Source organism: Glutamicibacter sp. NPDC088483 (genome assembly GCF_044753145.1).
In the GTDB taxonomy this organism is placed as follows: Bacteria; Actinomycetota; Actinomycetes; order Actinomycetales; family Micrococcaceae; genus Glutamicibacter.
The window spans coordinates 429,334-443,882 of the sequence record NZ_JBIVMP010000004.1 but is presented as its reverse complement, the minus strand read 5'-3'; the positions used below and the strand labels follow the sequence as shown (position 1 = coordinate 443,882).

Annotated in this window: 13 protein-coding genes and 1 pseudogene; 7 read left to right on the top strand and 7 right to left on the bottom strand. The window is 61.4% G+C overall.

Annotation, left to right across the window (positions count from 1 at the left end; translation table 11 throughout):
* The first annotated feature begins 951 nt into the window (after positions 1-951).
* The 4 genes from ACIP6G_RS11155 to ACIP6G_RS11140 all read left to right on the top strand — a co-directional run bounded on the left by ACIP6G_RS11155 (position 952) and on the right by ACIP6G_RS11140 (position 4,243).
* Positions 952-1,188: a hypothetical protein gene (locus ACIP6G_RS11155; RefSeq protein WP_105658704.1), complete on the top strand. Its 237-nt coding sequence runs from the start codon at positions 952-954 to the stop codon at positions 1,186-1,188.
* Between the two features lie 146 nt (positions 1,189-1,334).
* Positions 1,335-2,432, top strand: a complete 1,098-nt coding sequence (locus tag ACIP6G_RS11150) for a fatty acid desaturase family protein (RefSeq protein WP_400290078.1) — start codon at positions 1,335-1,337, stop codon at positions 2,430-2,432.
* Between the two features lie 464 nt (positions 2,433-2,896).
* Positions 2,897-3,100: a cold-shock protein gene (locus tag ACIP6G_RS11145; protein ID WP_105658961.1), complete on the top strand. Its 204-nt coding sequence runs from the start codon at positions 2,897-2,899 to the stop codon at positions 3,098-3,100.
* 708 nt (positions 3,101-3,808) lie between these two features.
* Positions 3,809-4,243 carry a hypothetical protein gene (locus tag ACIP6G_RS11140; RefSeq protein WP_400290076.1) on the top strand — a complete coding sequence of 145 codons (435 nt, stop codon included), beginning with the start codon at positions 3,809-3,811 and terminating at the stop codon, positions 4,241-4,243.
* Positions 4,244-4,350: 107 nt separating this feature from the next.
* Here ACIP6G_RS11140 and ACIP6G_RS11135 read toward each other — a convergent pair whose 3' ends face one another.
* Entirely contained in the window at positions 4,351-5,313 is a 963-nt protein-coding gene (locus ACIP6G_RS11135; protein ID WP_365946669.1) for a cation diffusion facilitator family transporter, read from the bottom strand.
* The gene (locus tag ACIP6G_RS11130; RefSeq protein WP_365946668.1) at positions 5,310-5,741 is read right to left on the bottom strand and encodes a transporter substrate-binding domain-containing protein; all 432 of its coding nucleotides are present in this window, start codon (positions 5,739-5,741) and stop codon (positions 5,310-5,312) included. The genes ACIP6G_RS11135 and ACIP6G_RS11130 overlap by 4 nt, the downstream gene beginning before the upstream one ends.
* Positions 5,742-6,091: 350 nt before the next feature.
* Between ACIP6G_RS11130 and ACIP6G_RS11125 the strand changes: the two genes are divergently transcribed.
* On the top strand, positions 6,092-7,312 hold the full coding sequence (locus tag ACIP6G_RS11125; RefSeq protein WP_400290073.1) for a CynX/NimT family MFS transporter: 1,221 nt from the start codon (positions 6,092-6,094) through the stop codon (positions 7,310-7,312).
* Positions 7,313-7,387: 75 nt separating this feature from the next.
* Here ACIP6G_RS11125 and ACIP6G_RS11120 read toward each other — a convergent pair whose 3' ends face one another.
* From ACIP6G_RS11120 to ACIP6G_RS11110, 3 genes are all read right to left on the bottom strand, one after another.
* Positions 7,388-8,431 carry a hemolysin family protein gene (locus ACIP6G_RS11120; protein WP_400290071.1) on the bottom strand — a complete coding sequence of 348 codons (1,044 nt, stop codon included), beginning with the start codon at positions 8,429-8,431 and terminating at the stop codon, positions 7,388-7,390.
* On the bottom strand, positions 8,428-9,774 hold the full coding sequence (locus ACIP6G_RS11115) for a hemolysin family protein (protein WP_332502756.1): 1,347 nt from the start codon (positions 9,772-9,774) through the stop codon (positions 8,428-8,430). Before ACIP6G_RS11115 ends, ACIP6G_RS11120 begins: the two co-directional genes overlap by 4 nt.
* Before the next feature lie 139 nt (positions 9,775-9,913).
* Positions 9,914-10,429: a hypothetical protein gene (locus tag ACIP6G_RS11110; RefSeq protein WP_400290069.1), complete on the bottom strand. Its 516-nt coding sequence runs from the start codon at positions 10,427-10,429 to the stop codon at positions 9,914-9,916.
* A 25-nt stretch (positions 10,430-10,454) separates the two neighbouring features.
* Between ACIP6G_RS11110 and ACIP6G_RS11105 the strand changes: the two genes are divergently transcribed.
* Entirely contained in the window at positions 10,455-11,687 is a 1,233-nt protein-coding gene (locus ACIP6G_RS11105; RefSeq protein ID WP_332595309.1) for a glutaminase, read from the top strand.
* Between the two features lie 10 nt (positions 11,688-11,697).
* On the opposite strand, the gene ACIP6G_RS11100 is transcribed toward ACIP6G_RS11105, so the two are convergent.
* On the bottom strand, positions 11,698-13,584 hold the full coding sequence (locus ACIP6G_RS11100) for a glycerophosphoryl diester phosphodiesterase membrane domain-containing protein (protein WP_400290067.1): 1,887 nt from the start codon (positions 13,582-13,584) through the stop codon (positions 11,698-11,700).
* Positions 13,585-13,762: 178 nt separating this feature from the next.
* Between ACIP6G_RS11100 and ACIP6G_RS11095 the strand changes: the two are divergent.
* Positions 13,763-14,023 (top strand): annotated as a pseudogene (locus tag ACIP6G_RS11095) (GlsB/YeaQ/YmgE family stress response membrane protein).
* Positions 14,024-14,111: 88 nt separating this feature from the next.
* Here ACIP6G_RS11095 and ACIP6G_RS11090 read toward each other — a convergent pair.
* Positions 14,112-14,411 carry a hypothetical protein gene (locus ACIP6G_RS11090; RefSeq protein ID WP_133833959.1) on the bottom strand — a complete coding sequence of 100 codons (300 nt, stop codon included), beginning with the start codon at positions 14,409-14,411 and terminating at the stop codon, positions 14,112-14,114.
* Positions 14,412-14,549 lie beyond the last annotated feature (138 nt).

Sequence of the window (14,549 nt, the reverse complement as noted above, 5' to 3'; positions counted from 1 at the left end):
GACAGGTCTCCGCGGGGTACGGGCAGATGCATGATGCTCCTTCGTTCACACTGATCGCACGGTCAGCACTAGTGGCCTGAGGATGATCGTGCCAGCATCCCCGGGATATAACCACCATTGGGAGGAAAAGCCAAGGTAGCCCTTGATCGTGCTCCCCAGCTATGTTCTCGACAGCACCTTATCCCTGAGGAACATAGGGCTGTCGGCCGGCCAATCTCGACATGATGTCTTGTCCCAGCTTTTCCATAGCCAGTGGGAGCTGCGACCGGGATTGGGTTGGGATCATGATGGCAACCGATTAGAGGCAGAACTTACCGGAGTCGTCAGGGAGCACCTGTCGCCGCCCACTCTTATTGGCACATTCAATCTGGCAAGTAAGCAGGTCATGCCGTGTAAAACTGCCGACAATACTGGCGCCCAGAAGTTGCTCGCACCACTGATAACAAACCCGGTCCAGAATCTTTTGCTCCATGTCCACACCCAACGGCTAGGTGTCGACTCGTTCATTTCCCCAAGATGAAAAACAGGTTCCCTAGGGCTGTCGCGTTGCCACTTTAGTATCGAGTAGGCCCGTCTGCTACTCCAGCAAGGGACCAATTACTTGGCATCAATCACTCGCTCGCACTTTCGAATAACGAACTTTCAGGGCCGCACTGGTCGTCAGGTCCGTGCTCGCTAATCAAGGAGAGCCATGCCCTAAGCCACTAATATCACAGCTTTGAAGCAGTGGGCCCGGGCACTTCAGAGGCACTGGAAGTATCACGAGTTACTACAGTTGCTCCATGAGCCCTACTGCGATCGATTCTTCGGGCTCCAGCGCTGAGCGCTTGGCAGGCACTGTATAACGAGAAGCTGCTCCCTCAATACCCTGCTAGGCTCAAGATGCTGCCGACGTTGCGCCGCGTGTACGGAAGAAACATCCGAATTTATCTTCATCGATGGGAATATCTCATGGGCAACAGCCCTGAAGCAGCACTAGGTATCGCACTACTGACATCACTGGTCCGCCAAGACCGAGAAGCCTTCCTGATCATCGCCTCCGAGCTGGAAGGAGGCAACACGCAAGCCGTGGCGATCCTTGCACGGCTAGGTGAAGCAATGGTCGCGATGATCGCTGAGCTGCTGCAGATCGGCAACGAGGAAGCGCTCACACGCATCGCAGCGTCACTGGCCCTCAAAGCTGGATAGAACTCAAAGAAATATGTGAAAGAGCAGAATCTGACAGCGGAAGAACAGCGAGAGCGGCCGTGAACCTGAGTAGAATGGGGGTAATAGGCTCGGTCGGGTAATTTATTGTTCACGACGCAGCGAGCTCTTTCAATCAAGGATTATATTTGCCTCGCAGTTCTCTGCTGGACGTTCCAGCACCCACCGTTAAACCCGGTGATCCTCAAAGTTTCTTCCATATCAAAAAGTTGGTCACCGAAGCTGGACTGGTCGGACGCCGCCGCGGGCACTATCTCGGGTTGGGCATCGTGCTGACGGTGCTGCTAGCCGGCACCGTTACCGGTTTCATCCTCCTGGGCGACAGCTGGTTCCAGTTGCTGATGGCCGCAGCCTTGGGCCTGCTGCTCACCCAATTCGCGTTCCTGGCGCACGAGGCGGCACACCGCCAGATCCTGGCTTCGCACAAGCGCAATGACAAACTGGGCCAGTTCCTGGCCAATATCGTCGTGGGCATCAGCTACCAGTGGTGGATGAACAAGCACAACAAGCACCACGCCACCCCCAATACCGTGGGCAAGGATCCGGACATCGAGTGGGACACCATCTCCTTCCAGACCGAGGACGCCAAGCGCCAGCGCGGCCTGCTCAAGTGGATCACCAACCGCCAGGGCTACCTGTTCTTCCCGCTGCTCACCCTTGAGGGCTTGAACCTGCATATGCATTCGATCAAGTACCTATTCAAGGCCGGCCGGGTCAAGAACCGCAAGCGCGAAATGACCGGCATTGCACTGCGCATCGCCATCTACCTGGCGATCGTGTTCTACTTCCTGCCAGTGGGCATGGCTTTCGCCTTCCTCGGCGTGCAGCTGGCAGTCTTCGGCATCTACATGGGTGCCTCCTTCGCCCCGAACCACAAGGGCATGCCGATGGTTCCCCAGGACGCCCGCATCGACTTCTTCTCCCGCCAGGTACTCACCGGACGCAATGTCATGGCCAAGTCCAGCTGGGGAAACCGCGTGCTCTCCCACGTCTACGGCGGATTGAACTACCAGGTAGAGCACCACCTGTTCCCGTCCATGCCGCGCGCCAACCTGGCCGGCGTCTCGCGCATCGTGCGCCAGTACTGCGACGAGCACCAGGTCCCGTATACCGTGGCCAGTGTCCGCGAATCCTACGCACAGGTGATCACCTACCTGAACAAGGTCGGGCTATCGGCCCGGGATCCTTTCGAGTGCCCGATGATCTCCGGATACCGAATCCCATAACGGTCTTGCTGCAGGCACAGAACAACGAAATCAGCTCCCCTAGCAGGACTTCGGCTTCCCCTCACAGCAAACCGGCGAGATTAAGCGAGCTCCTCATGGTAGTCTAGATATTAGAGCCAATAAGGAAAATTGAAAATTCTTATTGTTCCTCCCTTGGATTTTTAATAAGCGTTTCCTCGGAATTTTTCCCATGAGAGCGAATCGCATCACTTGAAATATTCGTCCCCACTTCCGTGGTGGGGCAGTCGGTTTGAAACTGCGTTTCTATAGAACCTCTTCGACCGCTATTACATGCGTCTCCAGTGAATTCTTACCCCAGAACTCAGAATTCGATGTTCTGGCTCTCCAAGCTATTCATGCTTGATTAAGTGTCACGGGATGCAACAAAAATAATGGCTTCAGTGCTGCTACGGTGGCACAAGCTCAAATCGCGGCATGCCGCGAATTACGATTTAGGAATACACATGGCTACTGGCACTGTAAAGTGGTTCAACTCCGAAAAGGGCTTCGGTTTCATTGAGCCTTCTGATGGATCCGCTGACGTTTTCGCGCATTACAGCGCAATTCAGAGTTTCGGATTCAAGAATCTTGAAGAAGGACAATCGGTCGAATACAAGCTTGAATCCGGCCCAAAGGGCCCTCAGGCTGCAGACATCCAGGCACGCTAAGCGCGTTTAGGTCGATCATCCCAAAAGCGGGGCAGGCGGTCGACGGGTTCTAACGGTCGTTGCAACATCCTGAACAATCAGGCGTTGCAACGACCGTACCTTTTTACGCCAAAGATCAGCACCCAGCAACCCGACACGGTCCTGAAGAGCAAGACCAACACCGGGCTAGACGCAACGCGTCGATCAGGAGCCGGACTAACGAAAGATTTCAAGCCAAGCAAGACCAACGAGGGTTATATAGTCTACAGTTATATTCCTTCCAAGCACTTGACCGGCTCGTTGATACGCGCCGCCTCAGGCATCTGAAGCTTTTTCCGGGACCTGCGCGGCCCAAAACGCTCTGGGTATTGAGTGCAGAATTACTTCGATCCACAGCTTTAAGAGGCGAAACAGGAAAGTGCCCATTCGCTGGTCATTCAATTCTTCGACTCTAGTTATCCGGCCAATATAGTCCTACCAAACGCATATTTCTACCACGGCTTGCGCAGGGACATGCTATTTGAAACCCTGCGAATTGCACCGCCTCGGGCATGTGCCAACATGAGTCTCCGCCCGGCGGTTGGAAACGGGATGTATTATTTGAAGAACACTCCACGATGATCACCGAGCGCCAAAGGCGAAACCCGGGGAATTCCGCGGCTCAACGCCGCAGGACTTCGTGGGCGGTCACTTTTCGGAGAGCTGCCATCAGCGGAGGATCACATGAACATGCCTGAACGACATATGCGCGCCATGCAACGCGTCGAAAAACTTTTGCATTGCCCCGAGGCCAGAACCCATCTCACTGCGTACGGCTGGATGGAGGGCATGCCCGTGGTATTCGCGCAACGAGCTGATCCAGTGGATGAAGTCATGGGCTTTGTATCTGTCCATGGCCGGGCTGTACTCATGGTCCTTGACGATGACCAAACCGATGACCTGCAGCTATGGCACATCACGGTACCCAGCCCGCTGTTTCCCAAGGTTCCCCATTTGCCAGCTGGAACCACCATCAGCGAACTCTGCTCCCGGCAGCACACGGAGAAAATGATGCCCTTTCGCGTCGCTTTCTGGTCCCATAGCGCGGCAATCCATGAGATTCCCTGCTTCGTGCGCAGTGACTGGCCTGGCCAAGTAGCCACGTCACCCACCGATATCGGCTAGTCCGGCGGGGCAGCCAAGGCGGGCTGCTAGCTCCAGCGCCAGCACCCTGCCTCGCCGGATCGCCGTGCTTCCACTGCGCTTCAAGCGAAGGGCCCGGGCCTCGGTTTTCAGTCCTGCTTGAGGAACTCAGGCAGCTCGGGAACTATCGTCACCACCACGTCATACGCTTTCCAGTCGGTTCCCTCTAGCACTTTCCGCGCTTCCTCGGATTGGGCAAGCGTCACGGTGTCGGATTCCGGAACGATGAACGCTTCCGTGTGCTGGACCTGGCCGAGTTCGCGGACCCTCAATCCCGCAGTGCGAACCCAATCCAGGGCATGGAGCTGTTCCTCCATGGCCGGGATCAGCGGGTGCGGATCCGTGCCGTCGACACCTTTGGAACGGCGATCCAGCAAATCCGAGGTTGCGGACTTCGTGCTGTCCCAGCCGTCCTTGAGAATGCCGGCAGCGATCACCAGCGCCGCGGTGGAATCCAGCCACCACAACCCAACGCCGATTCCGGCGACACCGACGATCGAAGCAGCATTGGTCTGCCAGTCGGCCTTGGCCATCTTGGAGTCGGCGTAGAGCAGCTTATTGTGCAGCGGTTGGGCAATCTTGATTTTCAACCGTCCCAGCACCACGGCCGGTGCCGCGATCAGCGCCATGACCGCCATCATGATCCATCCTTGCCATACCGTATGGCCAAACAGGTTCATGGTTCCGATGGTCGGGTGCTCCAGTTTAACCAGAGCCGATACCGATTCGTACGCGAGCATCGCTCCGACGACGAGCAACGCCACTCCTGCGACCAGATGCCCGGCTCCCATGGACCGGTGGTAGCCGTAGGGGTGCGAGCGCCGACGAGCCCTCCGGGTGAACTGCAGTGATGCCAAGAAGGCCAGCTGCGGCAGGACTGAGAGCATGTCTTCGATCCACGCTGTGCGCATGGCCTGCGAATTTCCCACCACTAGTGCCACAAGGGTAATGGTGAGCGCCGTGTATCCGATGCTGATCCACTCGAGCTTCGCAGCGCGCGCCATGAGTTCGCGTTGCGCGGGAGGCAAGTGCGTTCCGGCAGCGTTTTTCATGGCATCTCCTGCGTCTGGTCCAGGAAGTACTCCAGCTCGGACAGGAAAGCATTTTCGCCTGGAGGCACGAGCAGGACTATTTTCCTTTCCTTGCCCTTGGCGTCAATGGCGGTCGTGTAGGGACGAGTGACTCCAGCCTTTTCCGACCACGGCGTCTTGGAGGTGATGCCTCCCGCCACCAAATCCAGCTGGCCTGCTTCCAGCTGCTTCACTAGCTGTTCTTCGCCACCAATGGTCCATTGGATTTCGGCACCTGCATGCTGGGCAAAGTCTTCTATGAGCGCTGGTTCGGCGCCCTGGGGTACTCCATCCCGGATTTCCACGAAATCCGAAGCAGGAGATACTCCGGCCCGAAGTGTCCCGGAACGAACCGTGTCCAGGGTTCCTTCGGGGTCCACCGGCACCGCTGGGAGGCAGGCTGTCGCCATGAAGACGCATCCAAGAGCCGCTGCTGCCTTCACTTGCCGGGTGCGGGACGAACTGTGCCGGAACATCATTCCTCCTGAGCTTGATCGGCCGGGTTGGCCTCCAAACTACTCCGAGGACTCGTGCTGCAATGCAACGCCCGGGAAATATCGGCGAACTCTCAGCTCGCACCTGCAACCTGCCGAAGGAGAATTCGCCCTGGGCAAGTGGATCCAGCCCGGAGTGCCGCCGGCAGGGATTCCCGTTCAATGACACGAATGCCGGATCGCTGCCCGGCCCGTGCCACAATCCGAAGTGGACAGTAGCGCCGAGCACCAGTTGGCGCGTCCTATGCGAGGAGGCATCGGCGGCAGTGCAAGCCAAAATGGAACAGGTCCAGCAACGGACCAATGCGGCCTGGATCATCATCGTGGCCTCCGGCGTGGTGGCCGGCCTGCACATCTGGAAGCTCGCCCCCGCGCTGACCGTGATCCAGGACGAACTGGGCTTCTCGCTGATTTTCTCCGGCGTGCTGCTGGGCGTGGTGCAGGTAGCCGGCATGGCCGGCGGCCTGGCCGTTTCCCTGCTTTCGGAAGTCATCTCCCAGCGCCGAACGCTGGTCCTCGGCTTGCTGCTGCTGGTGCTGGGCAGCACGCTGGGCGCCGTGTCCCCCAGCGCGCCGCTGCTGCTGGCCACCCGCGTCCTGGAAGGGGCGGGCGTGATCATGGCTACCGTCATGGGGCCGGGGCTGGTGCGCCTCCATGCCCCCATCCGGAACCTGAACATGGCCGTGGGGTGGTGGGCCGCCTACATGGGCATGGCCACCTTCATCGGGGTCTTCTGCACTGCGCTGGTGCTCCAGCACCTGTCATGGCACCTGTGGTGGGGCATTCTCGCGTTCATCACCCTGCTGCCGATTCCGCTGATCTTCAAGTTCGTGGGCGCGGATGAACCCGCCGGATCGGCGGCCCTGCGCGAGGCCGCCCGGCGCATCGCCATCACCGCCCGGGCATCGCGCGTGTGGATCAGCGGCCTGATTTTCGGCTGCTACACGGTGCAATGGATGGCAGTAGTGGGGTTCCTGCCCACCATCTACGATGAATTCGGCCTGGATCCGGTGGCCGGTGGTTTGGCCTCGGCCGTGGTGGGCGGGCTGAACGCGGTGGGCGCGATCATCTGCGGAGGGCTGCTCCAGCGTGGCGCCAATGGGCGCACGCTGCTGCTAGCCGGCTTCGCGCTGATGTCCCTGGCATCGTTTTGCACCTTCGCCTTCGACTACCCGTCTGGGTTGCTGTGGATCCAGATGATCTGCGTTGGCTTCTTCTCGCTGGCCGGAGCGGCCATCCCGACCACCATGACCCGCGTGGTGGTCGATCTGGCTCCGCCCGGCGGTTCGGCCCCTGCCTCGATGGGCTTGACCCAGCAGATCTTCAACATCGGCAATTTCACCGGTCCGATGCTGCTGGCATCCATGGCGACACTCACCGGCGGCTGGAATGCCACCTGGTTGCTGACCACAGGCTTCGCGCTGATCGGGGCAATGCTGACCTTGCTGCTTTCGCGCAAGAACTCGCCCTTCGCCACGGCGGATTAGTTCCCGGTGCCAGAAAGGGCCGAAGCCAGGACGGAATCCCGTCCTGGCTTCGACCCGTGCATTGCGCGGCTGCGGCTAGCTTGCGCTGCGGTGCTCGTCCCTGATCTGGCCGACCAGCTCTGCGAGCATGTCTTCCAAGGTCACCATGCCGGTGGCCTTGCCCGTTTCGCCATCACGCACCAGGGCCAAATGGGCTCCGGAGAGCTGCATTTCCTGCAGCGCGGTGCGCACGCTCTGCTGCTGCCCGAAGGACGGCAACTCGCGGATGCCGCTGGGCTGCAGCGGCCGCGTCCGGGCTTGCGCGTCGGCGCCCAGCACGTCCTTGACGTGGACATAGCCCACCGGGGTGCCGCCGGCGTCCACCAGCGGGAAGCGCGAGAAGCCATGCGCGGCCGCCGCCTCGATCTGCTCTATCGTGGCATCCACCGGCAAGGTCTGCACCTCATCGAAGCTGATCGCCACGGACTCGATGCTCCGGGCATCGAAGTGCAAGGCGCCCAGCAGCAGCTGCTCGTCATGCGCATCGAGCAGGCCTCCCTCCCGGGATTCGGCCACCATGGAAGAGACCTCGTCGCGGGTAAAAGTGCTGGCCACTTCGTTCTTCGGAACGACGCCGAAGATCCGCAGCACCAGGTTGCCCATGGCATTCATCAGCCACAGCACCGGGCGCAGCACCTTGACCAGGATGACCATGCTCGGGCCCAGGATCAGCGCCATGCGCTCGGGTCCGGCCAAGGCCATGTTCTTGGGCACCATCTCGGCGAGCACCACGTGCAGGTAGGTCACCGCGATCAGCGCAATCGCGTAGGACAGCGCGTCGATCATGCCTGCCGGAACGCCGATGGCTTCGAAGGGCCCGGCCACCGCGTACTTCACCAGCGGCTTGGTGACATAGCCCAGCGCCAGCGAGCAGACGGTGATGCCCAGCTGGGCGCCGGCCATGACCAGCGAGACGTTCTCGATGGCCCACAGCGTCATCTTGGCGCTGCGGCTGCCTTCCATGGCCTTGGGCTCGATGATGCTCCGGCGTGCGGAGATCAGCGCGAATTCGGCGCCGACAAAGTAGAAGTTCGCTGCCAGCAGCCCGATCGTCACCAGAATTCCCATAAGGTCGCTCATCGCGCGTCCTCCCCTTCTGCCTGCTCGGACACCGTCACATCGACACTGGCGATCCGCTGCCCATCGGTGGCGTGGATGGTGAATTCAAGTTCCTTATGCGGTCCACCGGGCTCGCCCGGGACCACGAGGCGCACGACATCGCCCACCTCGCCGAACTTGCCCAGCTGCACGGTCAGCAGTCCTGCCAAGGTCTCGTAGTCCGAGTCCTCGGGGATCTGGCAGCCCAGCAGCTCATTGGCCTCATCCGGCCGCAGTGCCGCATCCAGCCGCCAGGAGTTCCCGGAGAGCACCTGGATGGTGGAATCCTCCGGGTCGTGCTCGTCGCGCACTTCGCCGACGATTTCCTCCACGAGGTCTTCCAGCGTGAGCATCCCGGCGACGTCGCCGGTTTCGTCGATCAGTACCGCCAGTTGCAGCCCGCCGTTGCGCATCTGGTCCATCAGCTCATCGAGCTCGATGGTATCCGGGACCAGGAAGGCATCTTCTGCACTGTCCCCGGCCGCGGACTGCTGCCGCTGCGCGTAGGGGATGGCGAGCAAGGCGCGGATGTGCACCATGCCCAGCACGCGGTGCCCGCCCTCGTCCACCAGCGGGAAGCGGGAATGCCCGGTCCGCGCGGCAAGCTCCAGCACTTCGTGCACCGTCTCCTGGGCGGTTACGGTGATCATTCGCGATCGGGCGGTCATCACATCATGGGCCCGGCGGTTGCCGAAGGCCACGGTCCGGCGCAGCATTTCGGCAGTTTCCGAGGGAAGCAGTCCCTCGCGGGCCGAGTGCCCCACCAAGGCCACCAGTTCCTCGGCCGAACGGGTCGAGGCCAGCTCTTCTTGCGGCTCGATGCCGAAGCGGCGGACAATCCAGTTGGCGTTGCCGTTGAAGAATGAAAGGAAGGGCTTGGTCACGACGCTGAAGCCGCGCTGGAACCCCACCACGGCCTTGGCTGTTTCGAAAGGCTTGGCAATGGCCAAGTTCTTGGGAACCAATTCGCCGAAGACCATGGTCAAGATGGTGGCCAGGATCAGCGCAATGGCAATGGAGACCGAGCGGGCCAGGGTTTCGTCGAGACCGAAGTCCTGCAGCGGCCCGACGACCAGGGCCGCGATGGCCGGTTCAGCGAGGAAGCCGATGCCGAGGTTGGTCAACGTGATGCCCAGCTGGGCGCCCGAAAGCTGGGTGGACAATGTTTCCATGCCCTTGAGAACACCGGAGGCACGGCGGTCGCCGTTCGCGGCGGCCTGCTTGACCTGGTTCCGGTTTACCGTGATCAGCGCGAATTCAGCGGCAACGAATAATCCGCAACCGAGAATGAGGAGAAGCGCTATGAGTAGCGAGATCCATTCCAATTACATGTACCCCCTGACCTGCGGAGCCTGGCCGGCATGCCTTCCGGGCAGAGGGTTGGAACTATGAGATCTACTGTCGCCTGAAGCGTCCATCATTCCCTTCCGACCGGAGTATCTTCCTCCGGCCTGCTGTGTTCCATCAATTATCCGGCATGCTGCGCGCCAAATTGGTTGAACCGTACAATTGTTTGCCCAATCCCCTGCTCTTGCATAGAGATTTCACAAGATTGCCAGTTGCCTCTTGCGCGGTCAAGACACCGAGTTCCCCGTACTTCGCAAGCCATTGGAAATTGGGTTCCTCCGTGGAATGGCGTCCGGGAACCAAGTTCAGCATCGAGTGGAATCCCGGGTCGCCTGCGCTCCCCTTGCGGGAGCGGGCGGTCTCTCCGCCAGCCCCCGGCTGCGTTGCTTTCATCCTGGATGAGACCTCGATAATCCAGAATCCGCCGAACAACTCCCTGGTCTCGCCGCAGGAGACGCCAGTGACCAGCGGTTCTTCGGACATTAAATCGATGGCAAAGCCCTGCGCGGCTGAACGTCCCAGAATTCCAGCAACTTCTGCAGGCACTTCCTGACCAACCGTAAGCATGGGTACACGGCATAGGGCGCTCTTGCCGATAGGGTGGGCCATAACCGGAACAATGGCAGAATCCACCCGAGATCCAAGAGGAAATGGCACCATGAAGAATCCGATTCCCGATTACCTCCACGAAGTGCTCGATGCGCTGCGCGACGACACCGCCGGGCAGCGCGCCGGCTACATTCCCGAGCTGGCCGACGCCAATCCGGATTTCTTCGCCCTGGCCGTGACCACCGCCATGGGCAGCACCTACACCGCCGGGGATGCCGGGATCGAGTTCACCATCCAGTCCATTTCCAAGCCCTTCGCCTATGCGGCGGCCATCATGGACCGCGGGCTGGAGCATGTGCTGGAACATATCGGGGTGGAGCCTTCGGGCGAGGCCTTCAACGAGCTGTCGCTGGAGGATGGCACCAATCGGCCGAAGAACCCGATGATCAATGCCGGGGCCATCGCCGCCCACGGCCTGATGGTCGGCGCCGACGCCACCGGCGAGCAGCGCGTTGACCGGGCACTGGATTTGTTCTCCGCACTGGCCGGGCGCCGGCTGCGCATCGACGAAGCGGTCTTCAACTCGGAGCTGGGCACCGCGGACCACAATCTGTCCATGGCCCACATGCTGCGCAAGCACGGGATCATCGACGATGACCCGCATGAGGTGGTCACCGGCTACACCCGCCAGTGCTCCATCCTGGTCACCGTGGCGGATCTGTCGGCGATGGCCGCCACCTTGGCCAATGGCGGGGTGCAGCCGTGCACGCACGAGCGGATCATGGACGAGGCCACGGCCCGCCAGGTGATGTCGGTAATGGCGGTGGCCGGAATGTACGACGGGGCCGGCGACTGGCTGACCCGCGTCGGGATCCCCGCCAAGAGCGGGGTGGCCGGCGGGCTGGTGGGCGTGCTGCCGGACCAGGTGGGCATCGGCGCGTTCTCGCCGCGGCTGGATTCGCACGGCAACAGCCAGCGGGCGCGGCGGGCCTTCGAGCGGCTGTCCACGGACATGGGCATGCACCTGCTGGCCCCGAGCCATGGCCGGCTCGATGTCATCGACGTGCAGCGCGGCGGCACGCGCGAGACCTTCTCGCTGCAGGGCAACGTGCAGTTCACCGCAGCTGCCGAACTGCTCGATATCATGTCCGAGTCGCGTTTCGACGGAGACGTGCACGTGGATATTTCCCGGGTCTTCTCCTTCACCGATGTGGCCCGGCGAATGACCTTGGAAGGGCTGCGCCGGCTGCGCAATGAAGGGCGTCGGGTGTTCTTGCATGATCCGTTGCAGTCGCTGGCAAATCCGGATTTGGGCGATGGCACCTATCCGGAGACGCCCTGAGCGCCGGAATCTAGCGGAAGATGTCCAGGTACGCCAGCGCGGAACCCACCCGATACTCCGCGGCGGGGTTGTTGGCCACCAGGTAGCGGTCCCGGATGGCCAGTTCCACGTTGTCCGTGACGATGCCGTCCACGCCGAGGCCCAGCAGCTCGCGGATGGTGGACTCGTCATTAACGGTCCAGGCATACACCTCCCGGTCCAGCGCGTGGGCCTGCTCCAGGAATTCGCGGGTGAAGGAGGCCTGCTCCAGGGTGTAGAAATCGGCGTTCGCCTTCGGCAGCCCGCCCACGCTCATGGCCGCGGTCAGCCCGACCCGCAGCTCGGGGCGCTGCGCCTTGATTTCCTTGACTGCCCGGGGGCTGAGCGAATGGTAGATGTTCTGCGTGGTGGTCCCGGTCGCGTCCAGCTGCGCCAGGAAGCGCTCCAGGTAGCCCTTGGATTCGTGGCCGGTGACCTTCAGCTCTACGAGCACCGGGATGCCCAGCTCATCGGCGTGCTCCAGGTACTCCTGCATGGTGGGGATGCGGTCGGCGAAGCCGCCTTCGCGCACGGTGACCTTCCGGACTTCGGCCAGGGTCATCTCGTGGATGTTCCGGTTCACCCCGGCGACCACCAGCAGGTTGGTATCGTGGCTGGCTACGAAATGCCCGTCCGCGGTTTCCTGGAAATCGGCCTCGACGATGTCGGCCTGATGCGTTGCCGCGGCTTCCAGGGCTCCCAAGGTGTTTTCCACCCCGCCCGCCGAGTAGCCGCGGTGGGCCAGGATCTGCGCGTTCCCGGCTCCCGTTGCGGTCTGCCCCAAGGCAGGGGATGCGGCAAAGCTCGCTGAAAGCACCAAGGCCGCGGCCGCGGTCCCGGCGGTGGCCTTCAGTGCGCGCGACTGCGCGCTGCGATGCCGCTGCGAGCGCTCCTGCAGGGTGACGGGCAGTGCCAGGTGCTCGCGGCTCAGGGCCACCACAATCTGGATCGCCACCACGGTCGCGGCTCCGATCAGCAGGAAACCGAGCGTGTGTCCCACGCCGATGCACAGGGTCGCCACCAGCGCGGAGTTCTGCACGCCGAGCAGGCTGGCGGCCAGATCCGAGGTCCATACCAGCGCCTCGACCAGCAGCGAGGCGCACAGGGCGCAGACTCCCAGCGGGATCCCGATCAGCAGCAGGTAGCGCAGGCTGTTGCGGTGCGTGGCCTTCAGGCTGGCGCCCAAGGCAGCCAGCGGCCGCTTCGGCCCGACAGCCAGCAGCGGCAAGGTGAGCACCAGGCGGAGGTTGGCGTAGATGATCGCCCCGATCATCAGCAGGTAGATCCCCGTGCTCAGCGGCGCCTTGAGGTACTCGCGGGTCACGAAGGGCGGGATCCCCACACCCTGGATCAGCACCGAAGACAGGCCCAAGCCGCCCAGCGGCAGGGCGAGGAAAAAGTACACCATCATCAGCGGCGAGGGGTAGGACAGCATCCGGCCAAGGCAGGCGGCGGTCTCGCGGCACTCGGCCCGCAGGTTGGGAGGCTTCCCGGATTGCTGGCGGTTGACCATCACGATCAGTGCCACGAACTGCACGCTCACCGCGCCCAGTGCCAGCACCGCGATGGCCAGCAGGAGCAGCACCGAGACCGGATGGGCCAGCAGCACGGTGTAGGTCCGGTCGGTGACGTTGTTCAGCTTGCTGTTGTCCAGCGCCAGGCCGAAGAGGTACTTGATCGCAGGGATGACCAGCAAGCCATTAGCTGTCTGCAAGGTGGTGATCACCGCCAGGTAGCGGAAAACGCGCACGTGCCCAAGCTTCAGCACGCGCAGCAGGAAACCGAGGATCTGCCTCAGGGCAGGCAGGCCGCGGCCCGAGGGCAGCGCAGCGGCAGGATAGTTCTGCCTGTCCTTGCGCGATGAAATCCTTGGGTCCACTGCTTTGCTATGCCTTCCCGCCCGCCGGGTACACCTCGGCGGCTCCTTGCAATCCTATCGCCGCCACGGGCCGTTCGCTGAGCGCCTGCTGGATGGCACCTGCGGGTAGCTTGCTGGACAAGGGGCGAGTGTCGCCGCCAACGGGCAAGACCCAATACGAACTAGTCGAGAAGAACCCATGGATATTTTAAGTTGGATCGTTTTGGGACTGATCGCCGGTGCTATTGCCAAGGCCATCAAACCCGGAGAGCAGGGCGGCGGATGGTTCGCTACTTTGCTGCTGGGCGTCGTCGGCGCAATCGTAGGTGGCTGGATCGGCTAAGCAGTCTTCGGCGAAGGCGTGGACCAGTTCTGGTCCCTGTCCAGCTGGGTCCTGGCCATTGGCGGTTCGCTGATCGTACTAGTCATTAGGGGATTGCTCACGCGCAAGCGTGCCTAACTGCACCTGCAGAGCAACGGTCCACCACGGAATAGTGGTGGACCGTTGCCGTGTGAAGAAGTGTCTCTCGCATGCCTGCGCCGGATGCTCACTGGCGAGAATCGGATTCAAAGTCCCGATCCCGAGCCGAATCAACCTCGGGGCCAGTGTCCGCTTCTCTGGTGGAAGACTCAAACTGTTCCAGTTCATCAGTACTGTGCTCGTGAATCGTCTCGCGTAGACCCTCGACTTCCTGGGCCCGTCCTTCCCAGTAGGCCGGCTCTAAGCCGAAGCCATTAGTCGCTTCTTCGGCCATCTTCTTGAAACCATCTCGATGGTCCTCCAGAGCGTTATTCAGATCCTCGAACTCAGCATGACTGACACTTACATCAACGTGCTTTCGTGGCATTTGCATCATCCTAACTTGTTAGAAAGGCTAAATACTTTCTGGTTTCCTCTAACTTACGCGTCCAAGTTGCCTGCGACAGCTACCACAAGGTTTTCCTCAGAAACCTGCCTTCAGAAACACAGGAACTAGGCCCCTCGC